This is a genomic window from Maridesulfovibrio zosterae DSM 11974 (assembly GCF_000425265.1).
GTDB lineage: Bacteria > Desulfobacterota > Desulfovibrionia > Desulfovibrionales > Desulfovibrionaceae > Maridesulfovibrio > Maridesulfovibrio zosterae.
The window spans coordinates 570,086-594,412 of the sequence record NZ_KE384342.1 but is presented as its reverse complement, the minus strand read 5'-3'; the positions used below and the strand labels follow the sequence as shown (position 1 = coordinate 594,412).

Sequence of the window (24,327 nt, the reverse complement as noted above, 5' to 3'; positions counted from 1 at the left end):
ATTCAAAAAGCTAGAGTTTGATAAATACTTTATAAAAAGATAAAACTTCTAACTATACTTGAGCCAGTTGTTCCTGTTCATCACTAGACAGAAGTCTGTTAAGATCAAGCAGAATAAGCAACCTATCTTCAAGCTTGCCAACTCCACTTATATATTCAGATTCAAGCCCTGATACAACAGCCGGCGGTGGTTCTACTGTAGAAGCTGGTATTCTTAATACCTCAGAAACAGAGTCAACAACAAATCCGACAATCATATCATTAATTTCAATAACAATGATACGTGTATTCTGATCGTGTTCTATAGTCTGCAGACCAAATTTACTTCTAAGATCGATAATGGGGATAACCTTACCGCGAAGGTTGATGACACCCTCAACAAATATAGGAGCTCTAGGAACTTTGGTGATTTCCATAGTTCTTATGATTTCCTGTACCTTAAGGATATCTACACCAAACTCCTCCTCCCCGATACTGAAGGTAACTAGCTGAATAAGTTCAGCATCTAGTGTTATTTTCTTACCTTCTTCCATAAATTGCCCCCTATTGGTTGCTTTTATAATATATCAAGCCGTATTTACCCAGTATTTAATTAATAATAAAGAAATATATTTGTATTAAAAAGTATATTATTATTGATCTGAAATATTTGCAAGATAATCATCAAATTATAAGACAAATCTTCAATTATTTTATTTTTTGAAAAATTGACTACTAGACAGGAAATGACTATTAGAAATATTGTATAGCAAATACGTGCTTAATGAAAGGCGAAGATTCAGGAGGGTATGAACTCGCATGGCTCAGTTTTCCCCTACAGAAAATGTAACATTAGAAGACCAGATTAAATCTCTAGCAAACGAAGAACTTCTAGATTTTTGGGAAGAAACTCAATTTCTTGCCAAAATGTTAGATCAAGATATTCAGGAAAATATTCAGTACAGTCCAGAATATGAAAGATTGATTTTGCAGGAACTGCAACTTCGATCATCTATGAAAACTTTAGACCCCTAAAAATAAGGCCCGCTTTAAGCGGGCCTTATTTTTTTATTATTTACCTACAGGTCTGCGGCCTATGCAGAAGTATGCAAAACCATTCTCTCCCATTGATATCGGGTCATAGAGATTTCTGCCATCAAAAATAAGCGGCGCTACCAAAGATTTTTTTATTGTTTCAAAATCAGGGTTTCTGAACTGATTCCAATCAGTAACAACAGCTAGCGCATCAGCTCCTTCCAGAACATCATATTGATTATGAACAATCTCCACCAGATCATTATCACGTAGAATTTCAGCTGCTTTTTCATGAGCAACAGGATCAAAAGCTCTAATTTTCATACCAGCAGCAGTCAGTTCTGAAATAATTGAAAGAGCTGACGATTCACGCATATCATCAGTATTAGCTTTAAATGCAAGTCCCCACAAAGCAAGAGTTTTACCTTTAACTCCTCCCTGAGGGTCAAAGTAATCGAGTACTTTGCTAGCCAAAACTTTTTTCTGACGATTGTTTACCGAGTCTACAGCTTTCACCAGTTCAGGATTAGCACCAACTTCTTTCGCCGTATTGATCAAGGCTTTCACATCCTTAGGAAAACATGATCCCCCGTAACCTACGCCGGGATAGATAAAATAATATCCGATTCTATGATCAGAACCGATACCCATTCTTACTTCCCTAACGTTAGCGCCTACTTTTTCACAAATACCGGAGATTTCATTGATAAACGAAATTTTGGTAGCAAGCATACAATTTGCCGCATACTTGGTCATTTCAGCACTGCGGGTACCCATAAAAATAAGTTTTTCTCTGCTGCGCGCATAAGGAGCGTACAAAGTTTCAAAAGCTTTACGTGTGCCCTCGCTTTCAGTTCCGACAACAACACGGTCAGGTTTCATAAAATCACTGACGGCATCACCTTCTTTCAAAAACTCAGGATTAGATGCGACATCAAATTCAATTTTGAGGCCTCTTTTATCCAGTTCCTGATTAATTATTGCACGAACTTTATCCGCAGTTCCAACAGGAACCGTAGATTTATCAACAACAATCTTGGGGGTAGTCATTCCCTGACCTATTTCACGGGCAACAGTTTCAACATAGCGCAAATCACAACTACCGTCAGAACTACAAGGAGTTCCAACAGTAATAAAAACAAATTTTGCCTTATCAAGTCCTTCTTTAAGATCAGTGGTAAAAAAGAGTCTTTCATCCTCAAAATTACGTTTAACTAAATCTTCAAGCCCTGGCTCAAAAATATGAATTTTACCCTGTTTAAGGGTCTCTACTACATTAGGATTATTATCCACACACCAGACATGGTTACCCATCTCAGCAAAACAAGCTGCACTGACCAAGCCTACATAGCCGGTCCCTACTATACAAATATTCATTAGTAATTCTCTCGATGATTAATTTCATTTATAATTTGACGGCAATTTCTATTTGCCAATCTCATTTGCTTAGTTACTGAGCCGATAACTCCAATACTATTTTATTGTCAACTATTCAGGGGTTACAAAGAGATGACGGTTGCCAACCATGAACATTAATTATATTGTAAGTCTACCAAGCCGTAACAAGTAAATACACCACTAATATTTTATTCAAAAAACGGCAAAAAATCATGACATAAGTTATCGGAGGATATAAATATGCCAGTCTTATGCGTCAATGTAGACCACGTTGCCACTATCCGCCAAGCACGCCTTGGCATTGAACCAGATCCAGTAACTGCCGCAGCTATGTGTGAACTTGCTGGCGCAGCAGGAATCATAATGCATCTACGCGAAGACCGCAGACATGTACAAGACCGAGATATAAATCTCATCAGCCAGACTATTCAAACTGATTTTCATTTTGAAATGGCGGCAACAGAAGAAATGCAACAGATTGCGCTGCGTATAAAACCTGCCACAGTATGCCTCGTACCAGAAAAACGTGAAGAACTCACCACTGAAGGCGGTTTAAACTGTATCGGTCAGGAAAAAAGACTTATTGAATATCTGGCCCCTCTTCACGAGCAAGGCATTGGATCTTCATTTTTTATAGATGCAGACCCAGACCAGATTAAAGCTTCTAAAGCTATCGGTGCTGAATATGTTGAAATTCATACTGGGCATTTTGCAGATGCAAAGACACGCATTGATCAAAAAAATGAGTTATCTAGAATAATTGACGGCATTAAATTGTGTCAGGACCTTGGACTTAAAGTGAATCTCGGACACGGCTTGAATTACACCAATATTCTTGATTTTGCTGAGGTTCCCGGTATTTGTGAATACTCTATTGGTCATTCCATTATGGCTCGCGCTATCTATCTCGGGATTGACCGTGCTGTACGTGACATGCTTAAACTCATCAGAACTTTTGTGAACTAAATTATGATTATTGGTCTTGGAATTGATATTACTGAACTCGACCGCATAAAGCGCTCGCTGGAAAAATTTGGTGAGCGCTTTATAAAAAAAATTCTTACAGAAGAAGAGATGCAACTTGTTCCAGATAAAAATCCTGTACCTTACGTTTCTGCACGCTTTGCAGCAAAAGAAGCTGCTGTAAAAGCACTGGGAACAGGTTTTGCTGAAGGAATAACTTTCCAATGTATCCAGATTTCCAGATTAAATTCAGGTGCCCCCGAGCTTATTTTTCGAGGTAAGGCTTTAGCGCGCAGTAGTGAAATGGGTGTGCAAAGCATTCATCTTTCCATAACTCATGGCCGTGACACCGCAGCAGCTGTTGTTATTTTAGAAAAATAACCAATTGTATCTACAACTTAGTTAAAATGTGTTTAACACACTAACTCCTACAAGGAGCATCTTATGTTTTCTCCATTACCCACTCCGCTGGAAATGTCTGAATGGGATCGTATCACCATTAATGAAATAGGTATTCGAGGCGAAATTCTTATGGAGAACGCAGGTCACGAGGCCGTAAAGTCACTAGTCTCAGAATATGGAGCGGTCTCAGGTAAAAAAATTCTGATCATTGCAGGCTCTGGTAATAACGGAGGAGACGGCTTTGTAATGGCTAGACTGTTAGCTGACTTAGCTGCCGAAGTGATGGTGCTTCATACTGTTCCCAAAAATAAATATAAGGGAGATGCTGCGTACCACCTTAAGATTGCATCAAAACTTGGTATTGAGCTTAAGTATTTCAAGGCAACAGAAAATATTGCACTGCCACCTAGTGATATTATTGTCGATGCTCTTCTTGGGACTGGATTTGAGGGAGAATTGAGACCTTTTGCTAAAGCAATTGTTGAAAAAATTAACTCTGCTGTAGGTTATGTTTTTTCAGTTGATATTCCTTCAGGATTAAATGGACTCACAGGTAAACCACAACCTATAGCTGTAGAAGCAGACACGACCGTAACTTTTGAAGAAGCAAAACTAGGTCTGGCCGTACCGTCGGCTGCCAAATACACAGGAAATCTTATCGTCACTCCTATTGGAATACCGGGAGTTGTAAAACATGCCTACCCTGCAACTAATCATATTATCAAAAAAAATGTTCTGACACCGCTTTCGAGACTAAATCCTGTAATGCACAAAGGAACTTCCGGTCATGTTTTGCTGGTGGGGGCATCTAAGGGACTTACCGGAGCTCTCCACCTTGCAGGTATATCTGCACTGCGATCCGGAGCTGGTTTGGTTACCATGGCCTGCCCGGACGGTTTAGCTTCGGAAGTAAAATCAGGAAAGCCAGAACTAATGACTATGGGGCTTGGCTCCGGTGATCATTGGAATGATCAGATGATTATAGAGTTGCTTTCCAAAATTAAGGAATACGATTCTTTAGTCATAGGTCCTGGACTGGGACGAGATCAAGGAGCTCTTGATCTGGTAGAAGCAGTCGTAAAAAATGGTCATCCCCCAGCTGTGTATGATGCTGATGCTCTTTATGCGCTGGCTTCCCGATCACACCTTATGCAGTCGATCGCTCAGAATTCCATTTTCACCCCGCATCCTGGAGAAATGAGCAGGTTGATAAAGAAATCAATTCAGGAAGTAGAATCAGATAGGGTTGAAATAGCAAGAAGATATTCCGTTTCAAAAAATATTTTTCTCATTCTCAAAGGAGCAGGAACTGTTATAGGCTGTCCGGACGGAAGCACTGCAATCTCTCCTATTTCTGCCCCGAACCTTGCTGCAGCAGGGTCCGGAGATATCCTTGCAGGAGTTATAGGAGCTTTACTTGCAAAAAGAATTCCTCCTATGCAAAGTGCGTGTATGGGAGTATACTGGCATGCACTGGCTGGACTGTATCTGAGTAAAAAATTTCCCTATCGCGGAAATATTGCAACTGAAATTGCTGACATATTACCACTAGTACTCAAGGAGGAATTATGCTTAAAGCCAAAGACATCATGACATCCGGTGCTCTTACACTTGAACCCGAGAGCGATGTGACAACTGCTGCCAAACTCCTGCTTGATAAACACCTGAACGGAGTTCCCGTAGTTGACAAGAACTCTAAACTTGTTGGAGTTATCTGTCAGAGCGATCTGGTAGCGCAGCAAAAATCTATTTCCATGCCTTCTTTTTTCACAATTCTGGATGGCTTTATTTCTTTTTCATCAAGCGATGATCTTGAAAAAGAAGTTAATAAAATTGCTGCAACAAAAGTAGCGCAGGCAATGACAAAAAATCCGGTTACTATAACTCCTGAAACAAGCATCGAGAAAATTGCCGACTTAATGGTAGAGCGCAAGCTTTATACTCTGCCTGTTGTTGAGAATGGAAAACTCATCGGAGTTGTCGGTAAAGAAGATGTATTAAAGATATTAACGAAGACAAAATGACCACCAAAAGATTGATGATTAATCTGCCAAATGTGGAGGCGACATTAAAACTCGGCTCCACTTTGGCTTTGTTTTTTTTAAATCGTAAAGATTTACCTCCGATTTTTATGAATGGAGACCTTGGAGCAGGAAAAACAACTTTTGTTCGAGCATTGGTAGAATCTCTTCCTGGTGCGCAAAACGCAGAAGTAAGCAGTCCAAGTTTCAATATTCTTAATATTTACCCAACAAAACCTCAGGTTAATCATTTTGACCTGTACAGATTAGAAGGGCAAACACCAGATGACGATTTTTTTGATCAGCTAAACAATAAAAAAACTTTGACAGTTGTCGAGTGGATTCAGTATCTCAGACCTGAATTCTGGCCTGATAATGCACTGCTCTTCACTTGGAAACCTGCCGCATCCGGCAGAACAATAGAATTGACCCTGCATGGTTCAACGACCTCCCTCTATGAAGAGCTTGCCTCACTTCTCAAGTCATTCCAATAACATCCGTTGAACTATTGTGGTAAGGAGATAATGTTCAAATGAACATCGTAGTACAGAAATTCGGTGGAACCTCGGTCCGGAACCTCGAATGCATGAAGCAAGTACTGGAAAAAGTCATGGTGCCTTATTCAAAAGGCAACAAAGTTATTGTAGTCCTTTCAGCTATGTCCGGCGAAACAAACCGCCTGATTGATCTTGCAAATGAGTGGTCTGACACTCCGGATCTTGCAGAAATGGACTCTCTGGTTTCAACTGGCGAACAAGTATCAATAGCTCTTTTTTCCATGCTGCTCAAAGATCGTGGAATAAAAGCCCGGTCATTGCTTGGCTTCCAAATTCCAATTAAAACAAACTCAGCTCATTCACGTGCGCGAATTCTTGATATAGACAATGAAAAAATGATGGAACTGCTGGAAGAAAATGACATTCTGGTCGTTGCCGGTTTTCAAGGATGTGATGCAGGAAAACGAATCACCACGCTTGGCCGTGGAGGTTCAGATACTTCTGCAGTTGCTATTGCTGCAGCTATTAGCGCCGATGTTTGTGAAATTTTCACTGATGTTCCGGGTGTATTCACAACTGACCCCAATATCTGCTCACAAGCCCGCAAGCTTGATACTGTCTCCTATGATGAGATGCTTGAAATGGCCAGCATGGGCGCAAAAGTACTTCAGATTCGTTCAGTTGAGTTTGCTAAAAAATACAATGTAAAAGTTCATGTCCGCTCTACTTTTAGCGACGAGATAGGAACATATGTCACACAGGAGGATAAAAACATGGAATCAGTACTTGTTTCCGGTATTGCATATGATAAAGATCAGGCACGCGTAACCCTTGCAAAAGTGCAGGACGTACCGGGTGTATCTGCGACTCTTTTCACCCCGCTTGCGGAAGCAGGAGTTCTGGTAGATATGATTGTCCAGAACCCCAGTCGTGACGGACGAACTGATATGACTTTCACAATTCCCCGTGCAGATCTTAATCAAACTTTGAAAATCCTTGACAGCATTAAAGAATCACTTGGTGCTCAAGAAGTGCTCTACGATCAGAATGTATGCAAAGTTTCCGTAATCGGTGTCGGAATGCGCAATCACTCAGGTGTTGCTTCCCGTGCTTTTCAAGCCCTGCGTGATGAAAATATCAACATCCTGATGATCAGCACTTCTGAAATTAAAATTACCTGTCTGATTGAAGAAAAATATACTGAACTTGCCATAAGAACGCTCCATAACACGTTCGGGCTTGATAAAAACAGGTCCGAAGAAAACATGCTGTAACAATGAAAAAAATTAAAATATATGATACCACACTGCGCGATGGGACCCAATCTGAAGAAATAAACTTAAGCGTACAGGATAAAATTCGCATCACCTGCAAGCTTGATGAACTAGGTGTTCATTACGTGGAAGGAGGATGGCCAGGATCAAATGCCACTGATAAAGAATTTTTTCAGGAAATCAGCAATTATCAGCTGCAAAACTGTAAAATTTCGGCATTTGGCTCAACACATATGAATCGCCTTAAAGCCGAAGAAGATCCTAATTTGGCTGCTCTGATAGAATCCGGAGCTAAAGTCATTTCTATTTTCGGCAAAACATGGGATTTCCACGCTACCAATGCTCTAGGCGTAACGCTTGAAAGAAATATTGAACTCATAAGTAACAGTATAAGCTACTTGCGTTCTCATGTAGAAGAACTGTTTTTTGATGCGGAACACTTTTTCGACGGATTTAAAGCAAATCCGGAGTTCTCTATTTCCTGCCTTAAAGCCGCCCACGAAGCTGGAGCAGATGTTCTGGTCTTATGTGATACAAACGGCGGTTCCATGCCGGATTTTGTTGCTGAAGCCTGTAAGACCGTTCTGGACCGAATTCCAGGTTGTCAGATAGGGATACACGCTCATAATGACTGTGAACTTGCTGTTGCAAACTCACTTGCAGCTGTAGCAAACGGTGCAGTCCAGATTCAAGGAACAATGAATGGTTATGGCGAAAGATGCGGCAACGCGAACCTTTGCTCCATCATTCCCAATCTTGAGCTAAAGCTCGGTTACGAAACTATAGGCAAGAAAAAACTGATAAAACTGAAAAGCACATCAACCTATATTACAGAGATTGCCAATCTACGGCCGTTCCTGAGACAACCTTTTGTCGGGCAGGCAGCGTTTGCCCATAAAGGTGGAATACATGTTAGTGCAGTGCTCAAAGATTCTACCAGCTACGAACATGTTGACCCCTTACTTGTTGGTAATGACCGCCGTGTTCTGCTTTCTGATCTCTCAGGAAAAAGCAATGTACTCTACAAGGCTAAGCAGTACGGCTATGATCTAGATAAAAATGATCCTGCCGTTCAGACCATACTTGCGACCATTAAGGAACGTGAAACCATCGGATTTGAATATTCAGCGGCAGAAGCCTCTTTTGAGTTGCTTTTTTTCAAAGCCATGGGCTGGTCTAAACGTTATTTTGAATTTATTAACTTTTTTGTAGTTGATGCTAAACGCAAAGAAGATAAAGAGCCATTTTCCGAGGCAACTGTGATCGTAAAAGTTCATGGGGAGGAAAACCACACCGCCGCTTCAGGTGACGGTCCTGTTAACGCTCTTGATAAGGCTTTACGTAAGGCACTCGAACCTTTTTACCCTTCTTTACGCAATGTACGTCTTCAGGACTTTAAAGTAAGGGTTTTATCTGGAGCCGTTCGTCAGGCAGCCGGAACCAGTTCTAATGTACGCCTTCTCATCGAATCAACTGACGGTAAAAATCAGTGGACGACCATGGGAGTAAGTAATAATATTATCGAAGCAAGTTGGCAGGCCCTGGTTGACTCAATTAATTACAAATTATTCAAGGATGACCCACAAAAATGGCCAATCTCACGCTAAATCAGCCATTGACCGATGTCTGTAAAGTTTCAGTTCTTTGCGATAACCATTCACAACGAGAAACTTTAGGCAAAGAATGGGGGCTCTCAATTAGTATTGAATTGCCTCAGGACAAGCTTTGGCTGCTGGACTGTGCTGACACATCACTTTTTCTAAAAAATGCAAAAGAGATGGGGATACAGCCTGAAAAAGCTAAGGCTATGGCTCTAAGTCACGGACATTGGGATCATACAGGTGGTATGGACGATCTTATGAAAGCCGGTTTCATGGGGCCTGTCTATGCTCATCCTGATTTTGCAACTAAAAGATATGCAAAAGAGGATGACGGTTCAGCACAAGATATATCATTTCCATGTGAATATCCCGGAACGATCATAGTCCGTGACTATGTTGAGCTTGATGATGGACTTTATATGATCACCGAAATTCCTAGGCGTGAAGGCTTTTTTGAAGCAACCGAAGGACTTTACACTGATCAAGATCTTACGAAAACAGACCATGTTCCTGATGATGCTTTTCTACTGCTCATGAGCAAAGCAGGACCAATTGTTATTTTAGGTTGCTGTCACAGTGGTTTGGGTAACTCCTTATATCACTTGAGAGATTTGACAGGTCTTGACTCTGTTCATGCAATCATTGGTGGTCTGCATCTTTTTCATTCAGATGGGAAGGAATTTGAAAATACAGCTAAAATAATCGAAGAATTCAGCCCTGAGATGGTTTCTCCGGGACATTGTACCGGGGATGATGGATATGAGTTCCTCAAAAATCGTTTATCATGCGAAGTTCTACCTATGGGATCAGGAGCTGTCTACCAATTCTGATCACTCATCAACAGCTGAGTTCGTAATATAAATACGGCCCGTTGAATATTAATTCAGCGGGCCGCTCCTTTTTGGCTTAGCTTTATATTTACAAGTCAAACCCGAGCACGCGACTTAATTCCAGATCACTATATCCTTCCTGAACCTTAGCCCAATAGACATTCTGAAGCTTCCAGATATCTATAGGTAGATTTATAATTTCTGCTTTTTTAATTATAAAACAAATTTTACCCCATGATGAAGTTTTATTTTGCAGCATATCACTAAGAGTATTTGATATCTGTTCAATAAAAAAACTTATGTCAGGGTGTTCACTTCCCGTTTCTTTAAGGAAATCAATAAAATCATCACTGACATCATCTTCAGAAAATAAATAATTCCATACCATGCCATCCCACAACTCTTTCCACTTTCCTGCCCATGTCTGAGATGTCTGATAATCTTCATATTTACCAAAAAGAGATGGACCACATCCAGATGATTTAATTTTTATATCCCATGATTCTCTGGCAATCCTATCCACCCAAGCAAGAGATAATGATTGTTTTTTCTTCCATGAAATATCTACAAAATCGACGGACTCCCGATAATCAGAAGAAGTGTCAAAAACTTCCAATTCTCCAGAAATAACCCGATCACCTTTCTTCCACTTCCAATCAAATTTTTTAATCTCTGACTCAAGGGTCCATTTAATTTCAGCCGAACCTTTAGCCATGATTACTGAAGTGTCCCCTGCTTCGAGTGTAACTGATGCCCCGGGCCATTCTACTTTTCCGAATTCTCCAGATACTGGAAATGCTCCCTCAACATAAAGCCTGACAATAGCCTGCGCTATCAAGCTACCCGGAGTTTCACTCTGTGGTTTTACTGAACTATTCCAAAGATCAGAACCAGATCCATAACGTTCTTCATTAGAATAAGCTTCAGAAATAATTGATATAAACTTCTCTTCAAGCCCAATTAGACCAGTGTCTTTCGCAATTTCCATAGCACGAAGAGCAAACGACATATCATTTAAAGGCTCAAGCCGTGCTAGATCATCGAAAAACCATCCACAGCTGGCAAAGGAAGATAGCGCCCACTTCTGCATGGAAAGGAGCTTCCATCCTAAATCAGCCTCCATCGACTCTCCTGAAACCTTAAAGTGTTTCTTGAAGAAATCAATTTCGGAGACTTGCCCGCTAAGTACAGAACCATAATCAAGCAATGTTTTTTGTGCATCTTTAAAAATATTGGAACCAAGATTAAAATAATGTCTATCCATCAGGCCTTTTACGTTGTCTAATCCTTCACGCAAAGGCTTTCTCCACTGCTGATTCCAATCAGGGTGATCGCCAGTGCAGCAGCCACAATCACTCCTCCATCGCTCAATGCCATGACAGCAGCTCCAAGATGAATTTTCATGTATCTTGACTTTACGCATTGGTGGATTCTGCTTCAGATATGCGCCATAATTTGTCAGGGTTACCCCATCCCTTGCAGCTATACCCTGCTCAAGGACATAGGCCAAAGCCATCTCTCCAAATTTAAAGTGATGTCCATAAGTTTCGCCATCTGTACCAATAGAAAGCAGTCCTTCTGCAGAAGCACTCGATAGTTTATTCCAGAAATCGCCACCGTTACGCAGTAACCCTTCAAAAGCGACAGACTGTGATAATCCGCCATCATAGAAAAAGACTGAAATACTTTTACCCGAAGGAAGTTCGACAAGATAAGGCTCTTTAATATTGATAGAATATTCATCAACATTATTCCAATTATCGGAACCAATATCAGCAACAGCCTCTGCCTGTCTGGGAGCAAGCAAAGTGTAAAGAATTCCTTCAGCTGCAAGAGCTTCCAGTGAAGCAGTGTCACAGGCTGTTTCTGAAAGCCACATTCCTTCAGGTTTACGCATAAACCTTGACTCAAAATCAGCAACAGCCCATGCCACCTCAATCTGTTTATCAAGCTCTGATGCAAGAGGCATAATCACATGATGATAAATCTGAGCAATGGCATTACCATGCCCTAAACGTTTCAAACTTCGGGAATCGGCCTCCAATAATCTGGCATAGAGTTCAGGCTCCGAGCGTTCTATCCAACGAAATAAAGTTGGGCCTACATTAAAACTCATCCACTCATAGCAATTAATTATGTCAAAAACGCCATCACTTCCCATACGCCGAGCCCATGCCAAAGGTCCGTAACTCTCTTTACAGATTCTTTCATTCCAATGTCTTGCGGGAGCAGCACTGCCTTCAGGAAAGATCATATCCAGCCATGGATCTTCACGAGGAGGTTGGTAAAAATGACCATGTATACATAAAAATTTATCTGCCATTATCAAGACCTCACAATATTAAATAGTTTTTTCTTGTAGACTAACTCAAAGCGATTCCTAAATCCAACAGAAAGGAAATATTATAAATTAATTGTAAAAGATGCCTCTTATATTGTTAGAGAGATTTATAATTATATAAAATAAACACAAAAAAAAGACCACTTTAAAAAAAAGTAGTCTAACTGATGATTATTGTTAAGCAAGCTATTTTACATAGCCGACCTGTTGAAGCATGAGCGAGGCTTTATCTGATAAAACAAATCCACTTTCGTACCGGATGGTCGGACCTTTCAAGGAAATTTTATAAATAAACCCTACATCCAGAAGCACTCCTAAAACATCTACCGTATAACAATCATAAAGAATATTTTTAGGAGCTATTCCACCAAAAACAGAAACTCTTGATAAATAATAAATATCCATTAAAGCCCTGATATGCTCTTTATCAAGATATTCATTCATCTCAACATCAACACAGCAAAATTTATCCCAATCATTATCCTTGATATCAATCCCTTTTCGCTCAAACTCCTTTTCAGCCCGACGGGAAATCCTATAGCCTTCCATGTTATTTCCACATGAGGTACAGATGCTGCCTTCTTCTACCAATCCCATGTCAATTAATTCATTTACCAGTTCCGTTTCGTAAAATATAGCTTCACGCTTGGGAAGCAGGCCATGAAATCTTTTTATTCCACCATAACTTTTCACATGTTTTAAAAACTGCATGTGGCGTTCATTTAATAGCATTGACACTACTCCATTGATTTAAGAACGGAAAACAAACTTAAAAGACATTGGGGAGCCATACTTAAAAGCCGCAAGGTCTTCTACCACATTACTGTTACATTTTGTAAAACTTTAAAGTTAACTAAATGAAAAAGTACTGAAAAGGGTGAAGGGACCTTGATCTAAAAAAGATCAAGGTCCCTTCGGTGATTAAGGACTGAAAGAAATTTTTAAATAATTTATTTAAACAGCTGCAAAGGTGGTTTGGGTTCTTTTTTAAGACTGCTCTTATGAATAACATTACCAGTAGGCATCTTAACAAACAAATTCTGACACGAATAACATTCCCAATGCTTTTCCTTTTCCTGCAACCTGATTAGAACGCCATCTCTATCATAACAAACCTGACAATACGGACCTGACTTTTCTGTATCCTCATCAATCCAATACTTCTGCCCGTCAAACTCCATACATGATGCAAGGTCAAGTATATCTGCAACCTCTTTTATCTGAGAACGAAGTTCCTTGTTCTCATTATACAGTTCCAAATACTCTTCCTGTATAATCTTTAACAGTTTTTCAGCATCCTGTTCACGATTGTTACGGAATAATTCTAAGACTTTCCTAAAATTTGTGGCATGTATAGTTCTTTTTTTCATTCTATAAGTCCTTTTAACAATTCCTACAATAGTGAGGCTACCTATGTTCCATATCGGCCACCCTTAATAATCCTTTAGGTTGAGAATCAATCTTTTTTTCACACCATTGACAGACAGTTTTGCTCTCAATATAGAAAACTTTGCTTTTTGCACATTAAGTATTAACTATGCTCTCACGAGAGATCTAAGTAGAAATATTTTTATATATGGAGTTAAGTATGTCAAAATCAATGGAAAGCTTCAAAACCACACTGGATGAACATCATGAGTGGCCATGTGAATATACCTTTAAATTTATTGTTCCCGGCACAGCTCTTACCGAGCTCAAATCAATGCTTGATGGTATACCTCATTCTGAAAAAGACTCAAAAACAGGCAAATATACCAGCGTAACAGTCAACATCATGGCGGAATCTTCAGATGAAATTGTGACCATATACGAAAAAGCTGCAACCATTGAAGGACTCATCTCCTTATAAGATACAAGAATACTTCGGGTTGACTTCCATCGATCCTTGTTTAAATATGATCCCGCTCATTTTTGAGCGTTTTTATTTTTCACCAATACGCCATACGGACTGTTTTAGAATTTCACCTGAATTGTTGCAGGGATAAACAACTCTTTTATATCCCTGTTATGTTTGGAAAAATATTTTCAGAAAATTCTGCTCTAAACATCCACTATCAATAATCATAAAAAGTACCCTAGAGAGTTCCGGAGGACTTTTCGAGCGATGAGCGATTATAAAGAGACTCTTTGTCTGCCAAAAACAAAATTTCCCATGAAGGCAAACCTCAAACAGCGCGAGCCTGAAATGCTCAAACGCTGGGAGGAAATCGACGCTTACGGCAAGATGGTCGAAGCAAATGCTGAAGCCGAGCAATATGTTCTGCATGACGGCCCTCCATATGCAAACGGACACATTCACATGGGTACCGCCATGAATAAGGTGCTCAAAGATATCATCGTTAAGTCACGTAACCTGCAAGGGCAGAAAGCCGAATATGTTCCCGGATGGGACTGTCACGGCCTCCCTATTGAGCATAAGGTTGCACAGGAACTTAAAAAGAAGAAAAAAGAAGTCCCTACGACAGTTATCCGTAGACTGTGCCGTGAGTATGCTGCAAAATTTGTTAATATTCAGCGTAAAGAATTTAAAAGACTCGGTGTCATGGGTAACTGGGAAGACCCATATCTGACCATGAAGCCTGAATATGAAGCAGCCACAGCTCGTGAGCTTGGACGTTTCATGGAAAATGGTTCTGTCGTACGTGGTAAAAAACCGATTCACTGGTGCTGTGACTGCCGTACAGCTCTTGCTGAAGCAGAAGTTGAATACGAAGATCATACTTCTCCTTCTATTTATGTGCGCTTCCCACTTAATGATGAAAAACTTCTGAAAGCACTTCCTGCTGAAGCAGCTTCAAAAGTGGACCTGTCCCGCACTTTCGTATGCATCTGGACTACCACACCATGGACCATTCCTGACAATATGGCCGTAGCTGTTCATCCTGAATTTGAATATTGCATCACTGAAGTTAACGGTGACTTCTACATTCTGGCTGAAAGACTGCTGCCTGTCTGTGCTGAAAGTTTCGGCTGGGATAAGTGGAATGTTCTTGCAACGGTTGAAGGCGCAAAGCTTGAAGGTGCAAAAGCCAAACATCCAATATATGACAGAGAATCTCCCATTGTTCTGGCAGATTACGTAACTCTCGACAGTGGTACTGGCTGCGTCCATACTGCCCCAGGTCATGGGCGTGAAGACTTTGAAACAGGCCTCCGCTACGGCCTTGAAGTTTACTCTCCAATGAATAACGATGGCGTTTTCTTGAAAGATGTAGAATTTTTCGCAGGGCTGAACGTCTGGGAAGCTAATCCCAAGGTTATTGAAAAACTGGAAGAAATAGGAAATTTGCTTGGTCAGGAAAAAATCTCCCATTCCTACCCGCATTGCTGGCGTTGTAAAAAACCCGTGATCTTCCGTGCAACCACACAGTGGTTTATCTCCATGGAAGAAAACGATCTTCGCAAAAAAGCACTTAAAGCCATCCGCGATGATGTAGAATGGCTGCCGGCATGGGGTGAAAACCGTATTTACAGCATGGTGGAAAATAGACCGGACTGGTGTATTTCCCGTCAGCGTAACTGGGGAGTACCCATCATTGCCCTGATATGTCAGGATTGTGATGAAGTTTTTAATGACTCTGACTGGGTTTTCTCAGTTGTAGACGAATTTGAAAAACACGAAACAGGTTGTGACTACTGGTTTGAAAAATCAGTTGAAGAGCTTGCTCCTGAAGGACTTAAATGCCCCAAATGCGGAGGCAATCACTGGGCTAAAGAAGATGACATTCTTGATGTCTGGTTTGACTCCGGCACCAGCTTTGCTGCCGTTGTGGAAAAACGCCCAGAACATAGATTCCCAGCTGATCTTTATCTTGAAGGTTCTGATCAGCATAGAGGCTGGTTTCACAGTTCTTTACTTGTATCGGTAGGTAATCGTGATGTACCTCCTTACAAGACTGTTCTTACTCATGGGTACGTAGTTGATAAAAACGGACGCAAGATGTCCAAATCTATCGGTAATGTTTTAGCTCCGCAGGAAATCATCGACCAGCACGGTGCTGAAATTTTACGCATGTGGGTTTCGGCAGTTAACTATCAGGAAGATGTGCGCATCTCTGATGAAATTCTGAATCGTATGGTTGATACTTATCGCAGAGTACGCAACACCTGCCGTTATATTCTCGGCAACCTTAACGGTTTTAACCCAGAAACTGATGCCGTAGCAGTAAGTGAAATGCTCCCTATCGATCATTTTGCACTGGACCTGGTCAAAAGACAGCATGAAGTTATTCAGAAGGCATACACAAACTTTGAATTCCATAAAGTTTACCACACCTTGCATAACCTCTGTACTACTGAACTATCCTCATTCTATCTTGATATAATCAAAGACAGACTGTATGTTTCGGGTGAAAAAAGCCTTGAACGCCGTTCAGCACAGACAGTTCTGTGGCAGACTATGCTGATGTTGCTTAAAGATATGGCGCCTATCCTTTCTTTCACTGCCGAAGAAGCATTTTCGCATTTACCGGAAGAAATGAAAGGTGGTGTAGATACTGTATTTGCTATTCGCCCTCATCTTCTTGATCCTGCCATCAGTAATGAAGAGCGCAAAACATGGGAACTTCTCGTAGACGTACGTAACGAAGTTACAAAAGCAATTGAACCTCTACGCCGTGAAAAGGTTATTGGTCACTCTCTTGATACCAAAATAACTCTTTTTGCTAACGATGAGATCCTCAAAGCTCTTGAACCAGTTGAAATGCGCGAGTACTTCATTGTTTCAGGTGTTGAAGTCAAACCTCTTGCAGAAGCAGGAGACGATGCAGTCAAACCTGAAGAGCTTGAAGGGCTTTGTATTAAGGTTGAAAAATCTGAAGGTGAAAAATGCAGCCGTTGCTGGAGATATGACACTCTGGGGACGAATACTGATCATCCTGAACTCTGCCCACGTTGTGCAGCGGTTCTGTCCGCTTAGTAAGTCCAGCTTATTAATCTATCAATGAAATTAAATGCCCCCGCCTTCACTCATGAGGACGGGGGCATATTTGCAAAAAGGTCTGTAATGAAGAGATATACTATCGCCGGATTAATCACTGTTGTAACGCTGATACTAGACCAGCTCACAAAAATAGCAATACGTGAAAAAATGGTTTTGTGGGCTTCTGATACGATCATTCCCGGATTCTTTAATCTTGTTCATGTGATCAATAAAGGAGCTGCCTTCGGTTTTCTTAACCGCGGTGATATTTCATGGCAACGCTCATTTTTTATTGCAGTCACCATTGTTGCGCTTGGTGCCATATCCTTCCTGTTAAAATCAGTAAAAGATAATGACAGGTTCCAAGTTATAGGCCTAGGCTGTATCTTAGGCGGTGCATTAGGAAACTTAATTGATAGAATAGTTTATGGTGAAGTAACTGATTTTCTAGATTTTTATTTTGGCTCTTATCACTGGCCGGCATTTAACGTGGCTGATATAGCAATTTGCGTTGGTGCATTTTTTATGATCATTTCAATGTACAGGAATAAATAAATGAATCCTGTCCTATTTACTCTCGGCTCCATAAATATTTATAGCTATAGCGTTTACCTCACTGCTGGATGTCTGCTGGCAATGGGATGGGCTATGCGTGAGGCCAGATATAAAGATCTACCGTACTCTTTGGCCCCAATAACCGGAATAATTGCCATTATTTGCGGAATATTAGGAGCCAGAGCTCTTTATGTCGGTTTATATCCGCAACAATTTGTCAATAATATCATTGAAATATTTTATATTTGGCAAGGCGGTTTTGTTTTTTCAGGAGCATTTATTTTCGGTTCACTTGGAGGGCTTTTATTTTTAAAGTCCAAAAAGCAAGATATTATGCCATGGCTTGACTGCTTTGCTCCGGCAATTGCTCTTGGTCAGGCCATTGGAAGAATCGGCTGTTTTTCTGCAGGGTGCTGCTATGGCAAACATACTGACCTTCCTTGGGCGGTCACTTTCAGAAACACAGATTCAGTAGCCCCTTTATTCTATCCTCTGCATCCAACACAAATATATCATAGTCTGGCAGGAATTATTACATTTGTTATTTTACTCCAAGCCAAAAAGTACTTAAAAAATGACGGTAAAATAACAGGATTATTTCTGGTATTGTTTTCTCTTTTCAGATTTATTATTGAATTTTTCAGAGCGGATTACCGAGGCTCATTTGGTCCGATAAGTACTACTCAATTTATAACACTTGTCTTTTTTTCAATTGGTATTTACCTGTTATCCGTAAATAAAAAAAGGAGCACTTAATGATCTTCGGAAATATTCCCACTCTGCCCATGGAAACATGGATGATCATTCTGGGCAGTGTTGGCCTTTTTGCAGCTCTGACCCTTTTCGCAATATGGGATGCTTTTAATAGGGAATTCCCATCAAATATGGAAAAAGTGGGCTGGATTCAGCTGACAATTTTTATACCATTTTTAGGCTGCCTGGCTTATTTTATTCTCGGTAGAAAGAGAGGAAAAAAATACGATGTCGAATAATCTAAAAAAAACAATTATTGCCACCCTCATTGCTTTTCCTTTAGCAACAGGTTTGAACGGTTGTGTCACTACATCTGATATGGATTCTCTGCGTATGGAAGTGCGTCAAAGCAGGGGCCAGTTAAATAAAAAAATTGATAACCTTCAAACACAGTTAAGTGCCGAAGATACCGCACTGCATAATGAAATAAAAACTTCAAGCTCTCCCATGCAAACTCAGCAGGCAAATATGTATGCTGAAGTAAGTGCCCTGAAAATGCAGGTTGCTAAATTGCAGGGAGCTTTCAACTCCATGACAGAACAAGTCTCCATGCTTAGTGGTAACAGCACTATGTCTATTGAAGATATTTCTCAGAAACTTCAAACAATGCGACTGGCGATTGAAAGCCAACTTGCTATCGATTTAGGTCAGATTAAGCTGACTCCAACCCCGCCCCAAGAAGTTGTACCTGCAACAAGTTCAACTGTCGCTGCCGGTGGTATAGCGGCTGTCGTAGCCCCTGAACCCCAAAAATCCAAGCCTGCTGATTCAGCTAAGGCTTTGTATGACAAGGCGTTAGGAGAATTTAATACGAAAGAGTATAAAAATGCCATTCGTGACTGGAATGAATTCAGTAAAACTTTTCCAAAACATAAGCTTGTACCCAATGCCATTTTCTGGGAAGGTGAATGCTACTATCAGTTAGGAGACTATGCCAATGCAGCACTTAAGTATCAGGTTGTCATTGCCAAGCACTCCAAAAGCAACAAATATAGATCCGCCATGTTAAAGCAAGGAATATGTCTTACAAAACTTGGTAAATCTAAATCAGGTAAATACATTCTTGAAGACCTTATCAAGAAAGCTCCTGATTCAGCCGAAGCTAAACGAGCAAAAACAATCCTTAAGAATCTTAAATAATTTATAACCGGATAAATACGATGACAGATAGCAAAAACTTTAACAAAATTATTCACTTGTCCTTTCCTTCAACAGTATCCGGTCGCCCGGTAATCTGCAATTTAGGGAAGCTTTACAATCTCAGCTTCAACATTCTCAAAGCTGATATAAATCCGCGCTTAGAAGGCAGCATGACCCTGGAGATAAATGGGTTTGAGGAAGATTACCACAAAGGAATCAACTACCTCAAAGAAAATGGAATCCGACTGATTCCTGTTGCCCAAAAAATTGCTCGGGATGAAAATTCCTGTATGCATTGCGGTATGTGTCTTTCAATGTGTCCAACTGGTGCACTTTCTATTGATCAGAATAACCGTCTGGTTATTTTTGATTTAGAAAAATGTACAGCTTGCGGTATGTGTACTAAAGTCTGTCCTGTGCGGGCAATGGAAGTCGACCCTCAGGATTAAATACTAAGGAATTACAGTGGAACGAAGCAAGGAACATTATGCCAGTGTGCATACACGCATAAAAGGGCATGGTCGATTTTGCAAAGCTATTAATGACCAGCCTCTTTTTCGCGGCTTCAGTGGCATGCACAAACACCCTGCTGATGACCTCGACGATTCAAAAGTACCCGAATGGCTTAAGGTTTATATGATTGAGCTGGACCGAAAACTGGATCAGCTGCTCGGACTGCAGAGCAAAAGCAGTCTAACAGACGACTTCCCTATTAATCTTGAAATACTAGAAATTTCAGGAAATGGGATGGTTTTTAAAACCGAAACTAGAATAGACTGTCCATGTATTATGGAGTCTGTTATGGAAATAGAACAAATTCCCCTGCGCCTTGCTGGCGCCAAAGGAACAGTTAAACCGGGAAAAAAAGAAGGAACATGGGTCATGAAATTTGAGAATATCAGAGAAAATGACCTTGAATCTATAATTCAATTTGTATTCAGTGAACAACGTGAACGTATTAGAGCTGACAAGCTGAGTTAGCTTTTTAAAACTAAAGATAGAAAGTTAACGCGAAGGAGTGCGCAGTGATTCATGATGATCAGATAGTGCGGGAAATGATGGAAAAAGTTTCTGAAGACTTAGCCACGAGCCTTAAAGAAAGCATCGCAGATGCTGTCCAGAAGGAAATATCCAAAAGCATGTCTCAAACACTTTTGGAAGGTGAATTTTACCGCCGTATCAATATAGATCTGCAAAATGGACTTCGCGACATATATCAACAAGTTTCTAAAGCTAAAAAAGGCCCTTCAGGCGCTCCTGTTGAGATTCCTGTGGATGCCAACCCAGACGAATTATTCAACGAAGCTTCAGACCAACTTGATGCGATAATGCGGACAACTGAAAAAGCAACTCAGGATATCATGGATATTGTTGAGAAGTTGCAGGAAACTCAATTCGCACTTGTCAACATTATCAAAGCCTTTGAATCAGGTGGTGTTAAAAAAGAGCAGCGTGAAAAATTGAGTGAGATAAACAGCACCCTAGGTGAAGACCTCATGACCATCATGACCACGCTATCTTTTCAAGACTTAACCGGACAACGTATCAAAATAATTATTGATACAATCAAAAGTGTTGAGAAAATCGTTCTTGACCTCTATATGTCGACCGGCCTGAAAATTAAAGCTCGCAAAGAAGCTCCTGAAAAATCACTTGAGCAGCTCGACCAGGAAACAGAATACAAAATGAGTGAATTGAAAGGCCCTACTGAAAAATCTGATCAGGGCGATGTCGATGACCTTCTTGCATCACTAGGCTTATAAATTATACTTTCTGCTGAATTTCCAGTGTGATCATGCTGTTTGTAAACATTCTGATCACACTGGAAATTTTTTATTTTCATTTTCTCACTAATCTCTTTTCGTAAAATATCCCCAGTATAAGACTACACATTTATTCTTTTTTAGAGTTAATGTTTATCTAAGATTGACTTTTCTGTTTTTTAGTTAATAATTGATATACGTATTAACCGACTAAAAAGAAGAATTTATGACCCACGATTGCGTAGACATTTTTCAACCGGAAATAATTAACATTACTGAAATTCCATTTTTTTTATCAGGAGTCTCGGCAGGATTCCCCTCACCGGCCGACGACTATATTGATAAAAAAATGGATCTAAATGATCACCTTATAAAACATCCCGCTGCGACTTTCTTTGTCCGTGCATATGGAGATTCTATGCGCGATGCAAACATTACATCCGGTGATATACTTATCGTAGACCGTTCGCTTGATGCTCTTCACAATTCAATTGTTATAGCCGTGCTAGACGGAGAATTAACAGTTAAACGCCTGAAGCTGAAAGATAGAGGTATCTACCTTGCACCGGAGAATCCAGATTACCCTTTACTTGAAATAACAGAAGAAACTTCTTTTGAAGTTTGGGGAGTAGTAACCTATATCATTCATAAGGCTTGAACATGAGAATTTTTGCCCTAGTGGACTGCAATAATTTCTATGTGTCCTGTGAACGCCTTTTTCGTCCCTCTCTACGCCGTTGTCCAGTCGTTGTACTTTCTAACAATGATGGTTGCGTCATTTCCCGTTCTCAAGAAGCAAAAAAAGTCGGAGTTCCTATGGGGGCTCCAGCTTTTAAATACAAAACATTTTTCGAAAATCACAATGTTACAGTTTTCTCGTCAAATTATTCATTATATGGAGATATGTCTCAGCGGGTAGCCAATACTTTATGTACCATGACCCCGGAAATGGAGATCTATTCTATTGATGAATCTTTTTTAGAATTACCACCACACCAGATAAGCGAACTGCAAATAATCGGACATACTATCCGAAATACAGTATTCAAATGGACAGGAATTCCTGTTTCAGTTGGATTCGGGCCGACAAAAACATTGGCTAAAGCCGCTAATCGTTTTGCTAAAAAAGAACCTCGAACCAACGGAGTGTTCAGCTTATGCAAAGGGATCAATGTAGACCGTTTACTGGACAGAATTGCAATCACGGATGTTTGGGGAATAGGCCGCAGGCATGGGAAAAGACTGATAGCCAGAGGCGTCACCAACGCCCATATTTTTAAAGATCTTCCCGACCTGTGGATTAAAAAAAATATGTCAATAACCGGACTGCATACAGCGTTAGAACTGCGAGGAATTCCATGCTTCAACCTTGAAAGCACCCCGCCAGACAAAAAAACAATATCGTGTTCACGGTCATTTGGTCACCCAGTCTCCAGTCTGGCAGATCTTGAGGAATCTGTTGCAGCTTATGTTACACGCGCAGGAGAAAAATTGCGTGCGCAAAACTCATTGACTTCGGGTGTGATGGTCTATTTAACCACCAACCGTCATAATAATCTTCCACAATATTCAAATTCAGCGACAAACATGTTTACGGTAGCGACAGACTATACCCCTGATTTAATCGCGGCAGCCTTAAAAGGAATTCGCTCTATTTATAAAAAAGAGTATAGATTTAAAAAAACAGGAGTGGTCCTGCTGGAACTCAGCAACAAATTTAACAGACAGGTCAATCTGCTTGAAATGAATAGTGAAGCTGAAAATAAAAAAAAAGATATACTTATGAAGCTCTTAGATACAGCAAACGCACGATTTGGAAAAAAAACTTTGAGCTATGCATCAGAAGGCATAAAGCAACCTTGGCAAATGAACAGCAAATATAGATCTCCAGACTATACCACCTGCTGGGATGACCTGCCTCAAATTAAGTAGATTTGAACTTAATTTTTAAAATATCGTATTTATTAGTAATGCTAAATAGGGAAGAAGTATAAATTGAATTATCATTCAACGGAGACTTGCCCAATTCGAAACTTTAAGGCATGAAACGATGTAAAGCATAACTCAAACCTCCTTTATCAGGAGAATAGGAACAACTCTTTATATTATGAAGAACCGTTCATTTGCCCGTTTCAGTAAAAAAACAGCTCTATTTGGGACAACCCTGTTATTAGCTGGTCTACTTACCGGATGCGGAACAAAAGATGAGGCAGCAGGCCTCCATCAGACAGGTACAGTTGCTTTCATGCTCAACTGTGATCAGGCGGCATCTGTTTATTTTGAAAAAGCAATCGATGCCAATCCTGAATATGGCCCCAGCTATATAATGCTTGGTGATTGTTACTTGCGCGAAGGAAAGTATCAAAAAGCTGTTGATGTTATTAATCAAGGGCTAAGGCTCAAGCTTGAGGAAGGCCATAAGCGCTTGGCTCACCGCAAATTAGCACGAGCGTATAAGGAAATGGGTAAATCCCAACAAGCTTTGGAGCAGATAACAATCTATACGCGCATGTCCGTATATCAAGATAAGCTGACTCCAGAAAAAATGCTTGAAACCGAAGATTTTATGGCAACTCTGCGACTTCCTGAAGGCCAGCATGTTGTTTCGGTTGAACAAATAGTTGACCAGACCAAGAAAGCCCGTGCAAGCACAAACGGGACTTCACAGGACGATGAAGATTTTATAGACATGATCAGTTTTGGTCTAATTTAAATTTTAATGTTTATGCTGCTAATCCCGCACCTTATATAAGGTGCGGTTTTTTTTGTTTTTTTTGATAAATAAATACAGGGTTGAGACCTACAAAAATTTGACGAAATACCCGTGTTTGTTTTATCAGAGCAGACTGAAATGC

The 24,327-nt window shown here is 40.3% G+C and carries 26 protein-coding genes; 21 read left to right on the top strand and 5 right to left on the bottom strand.

From position 1 onward, the window contains the following. Positions 1–52: 52 nt before the first annotated feature. Complete coding sequence (locus H589_RS0114285; RefSeq protein WP_027722662.1) at positions 53–532, bottom strand: chemotaxis protein CheW; 480 nt, start codon at positions 530–532, stop codon at positions 53–55. Positions 533–797: 265 nt separating this feature from the next. On the opposite strand from H589_RS0114285, the gene H589_RS0114280 reads away from it, so the two are divergent. Continuing rightward, complete coding sequence (locus H589_RS0114280) at positions 798–1,013, top strand: hypothetical protein (protein ID WP_027722661.1); 216 nt, start codon at positions 798–800, stop codon at positions 1,011–1,013. Positions 1,014–1,049: 36 nt separating this feature from the next. On the opposite strand, the gene H589_RS0114275 is transcribed toward H589_RS0114280, so the two are convergent. After that, complete coding sequence (locus tag H589_RS0114275) at positions 1,050–2,390, bottom strand: UDP-glucose dehydrogenase family protein (RefSeq protein ID WP_027722660.1); 1,341 nt, start codon at positions 2,388–2,390, stop codon at positions 1,050–1,052. Between the two features lie 261 nt (positions 2,391–2,651). Here H589_RS0114275 and H589_RS0114270 point away from each other — a divergent pair, with 261 nt between their 5' ends. The 8 genes from H589_RS0114270 to H589_RS0114235 all read left to right on the top strand — a co-directional run bounded on the left by H589_RS0114270 (position 2,652) and on the right by H589_RS0114235 (position 9,999). Continuing rightward, positions 2,652–3,377, top strand: a complete 726-nt coding sequence (locus tag H589_RS0114270) for a pyridoxine 5'-phosphate synthase (RefSeq protein WP_027722659.1) — start codon at positions 2,652–2,654, stop codon at positions 3,375–3,377. A 3-nt stretch (positions 3,378–3,380) separates the two neighbouring features. Next, positions 3,381–3,755, top strand: coding sequence for a holo-[acyl-carrier-protein] synthase (locus H589_RS0114265; RefSeq protein ID WP_027722658.1), 375 nt, complete (start codon positions 3,381–3,383; stop codon positions 3,753–3,755). A gap of 63 nt (positions 3,756–3,818) precedes the next feature. Next, a complete protein-coding gene (locus tag H589_RS0114260) occupies positions 3,819–5,369 on the top strand; it encodes a bifunctional ADP-dependent NAD(P)H-hydrate dehydratase/NAD(P)H-hydrate epimerase (protein WP_027722657.1) in 1,551 nt (516 codons plus the stop codon). Further along, entirely contained in the window at positions 5,345–5,800 is a 456-nt protein-coding gene (locus H589_RS0114255) for a CBS domain-containing protein (RefSeq protein ID WP_027722656.1), read from the top strand. The genes H589_RS0114260 and H589_RS0114255 overlap by 25 nt, the downstream gene beginning before the upstream one ends. Next, a complete protein-coding gene (gene tsaE, locus H589_RS0114250; RefSeq protein ID WP_027722655.1) occupies positions 5,797–6,291 on the top strand; it encodes a tRNA (adenosine(37)-N6)-threonylcarbamoyltransferase complex ATPase subunit type 1 TsaE in 495 nt (164 codons plus the stop codon). Before H589_RS0114255 ends, tsaE begins: the two co-directional genes overlap by 4 nt. A gap of 38 nt (positions 6,292–6,329) precedes the next feature. After that, complete coding sequence (locus H589_RS0114245) at positions 6,330–7,568, top strand: aspartate kinase (protein WP_027722654.1); 1,239 nt, start codon at positions 6,330–6,332, stop codon at positions 7,566–7,568. 2 nt (positions 7,569–7,570) lie between these two features. After that, on the top strand, positions 7,571–9,175 hold the full coding sequence (gene cimA / locus H589_RS0114240) for a citramalate synthase (RefSeq protein ID WP_027722653.1): 1,605 nt from the start codon (positions 7,571–7,573) through the stop codon (positions 9,173–9,175). Then, positions 9,157–9,999 (top strand): MBL fold metallo-hydrolase, encoded by an 843-nt coding sequence (locus H589_RS0114235; RefSeq protein WP_027722652.1) that lies wholly within the window; start codon positions 9,157–9,159, stop codon positions 9,997–9,999. Before cimA ends, H589_RS0114235 begins: the two co-directional genes overlap by 19 nt. Positions 10,000–10,087: 88 nt before the next feature. Here H589_RS0114235 and H589_RS0114230 read toward each other — a convergent pair whose 3' ends face one another. The 3 genes from H589_RS0114230 to H589_RS0114220 all read right to left on the bottom strand — a co-directional run bounded on the left by H589_RS0114230 (position 10,088) and on the right by H589_RS0114220 (position 13,710). Continuing rightward, complete coding sequence (locus H589_RS0114230; RefSeq protein WP_027722651.1) at positions 10,088–12,322, bottom strand: DUF3536 domain-containing protein; 2,235 nt, start codon at positions 12,320–12,322, stop codon at positions 10,088–10,090. Between the two features lie 204 nt (positions 12,323–12,526). After that, a complete protein-coding gene (locus H589_RS0114225; RefSeq protein ID WP_027722650.1) occupies positions 12,527–13,072 on the bottom strand; it encodes a hypothetical protein in 546 nt (181 codons plus the stop codon). 218 nt (positions 13,073–13,290) lie between these two features. Further along, entirely contained in the window at positions 13,291–13,710 is a 420-nt protein-coding gene (locus tag H589_RS0114220; RefSeq protein ID WP_027722649.1) for a hypothetical protein, read from the bottom strand. 218 nt (positions 13,711–13,928) lie between these two features. On the opposite strand from H589_RS0114220, the gene H589_RS0114215 reads away from it, so the two are divergent. From H589_RS0114215 to H589_RS0114160, 12 genes are all read left to right on the top strand, one after another. After that, positions 13,929–14,189: a DUF493 domain-containing protein gene (locus H589_RS0114215; protein ID WP_027722648.1), complete on the top strand. Its 261-nt coding sequence runs from the start codon at positions 13,929–13,931 to the stop codon at positions 14,187–14,189. 255 nt (positions 14,190–14,444) lie between these two features. Beyond that, positions 14,445–17,258: an isoleucine--tRNA ligase gene (gene ileS / locus H589_RS0114210; protein ID WP_027722647.1), complete on the top strand. Its 2,814-nt coding sequence runs from the start codon at positions 14,445–14,447 to the stop codon at positions 17,256–17,258. Positions 17,259–17,345: 87 nt separating this feature from the next. Beyond that, a complete protein-coding gene (lspA, locus tag H589_RS0114205) occupies positions 17,346–17,816 on the top strand; it encodes a signal peptidase II (protein WP_027722646.1) in 471 nt (156 codons plus the stop codon). Then, the gene (gene lgt, locus H589_RS0114200; RefSeq protein ID WP_027722645.1) at positions 17,817–18,572 is read left to right on the top strand and encodes a prolipoprotein diacylglyceryl transferase; all 756 of its coding nucleotides are present in this window, start codon (positions 17,817–17,819) and stop codon (positions 18,570–18,572) included. After that, positions 18,572–18,808, top strand: coding sequence for a PLD nuclease N-terminal domain-containing protein (locus H589_RS0114195; RefSeq protein ID WP_027722644.1), 237 nt, complete (start codon positions 18,572–18,574; stop codon positions 18,806–18,808). The genes lgt and H589_RS0114195 overlap by 1 nt, the downstream gene beginning before the upstream one ends. Further along, positions 18,798–19,709, top strand: a complete 912-nt coding sequence (gene ybgF, locus H589_RS0114190) for a tol-pal system protein YbgF (RefSeq protein ID WP_027722643.1) — start codon at positions 18,798–18,800, stop codon at positions 19,707–19,709. Before H589_RS0114195 ends, ybgF begins: the two co-directional genes overlap by 11 nt. Before the next feature lie 20 nt (positions 19,710–19,729). Further along, the gene (locus H589_RS0114185) at positions 19,730–20,158 is read left to right on the top strand and encodes a 4Fe-4S binding protein (protein ID WP_027722642.1); all 429 of its coding nucleotides are present in this window, start codon (positions 19,730–19,732) and stop codon (positions 20,156–20,158) included. Between the two features lie 16 nt (positions 20,159–20,174). Then, complete coding sequence (locus H589_RS0114180) at positions 20,175–20,690, top strand: PilZ domain-containing protein (RefSeq protein WP_027722641.1); 516 nt, start codon at positions 20,175–20,177, stop codon at positions 20,688–20,690. Between the two features lie 44 nt (positions 20,691–20,734). Then, positions 20,735–21,472, top strand: coding sequence for a protein phosphatase CheZ (locus H589_RS0114175; protein ID WP_027722640.1), 738 nt, complete (start codon positions 20,735–20,737; stop codon positions 21,470–21,472). Between the two features lie 226 nt (positions 21,473–21,698). Further along, positions 21,699–22,130 carry a LexA family protein gene (locus H589_RS0114170; protein WP_035076090.1) on the top strand — a complete coding sequence of 144 codons (432 nt, stop codon included), beginning with the start codon at positions 21,699–21,701 and terminating at the stop codon, positions 22,128–22,130. Positions 22,131–22,132: 2 nt separating this feature from the next. Further along, complete coding sequence (locus tag H589_RS0114165; RefSeq protein WP_027722638.1) at positions 22,133–23,404, top strand: Y-family DNA polymerase; 1,272 nt, start codon at positions 22,133–22,135, stop codon at positions 23,402–23,404. A 175-nt stretch (positions 23,405–23,579) separates the two neighbouring features. Then, positions 23,580–24,185 (top strand): tetratricopeptide repeat protein, encoded by a 606-nt coding sequence (locus H589_RS0114160; protein WP_027722637.1) that lies wholly within the window; start codon positions 23,580–23,582, stop codon positions 24,183–24,185. The last annotated feature ends 142 nt before the right edge of the window (positions 24,186–24,327 follow it).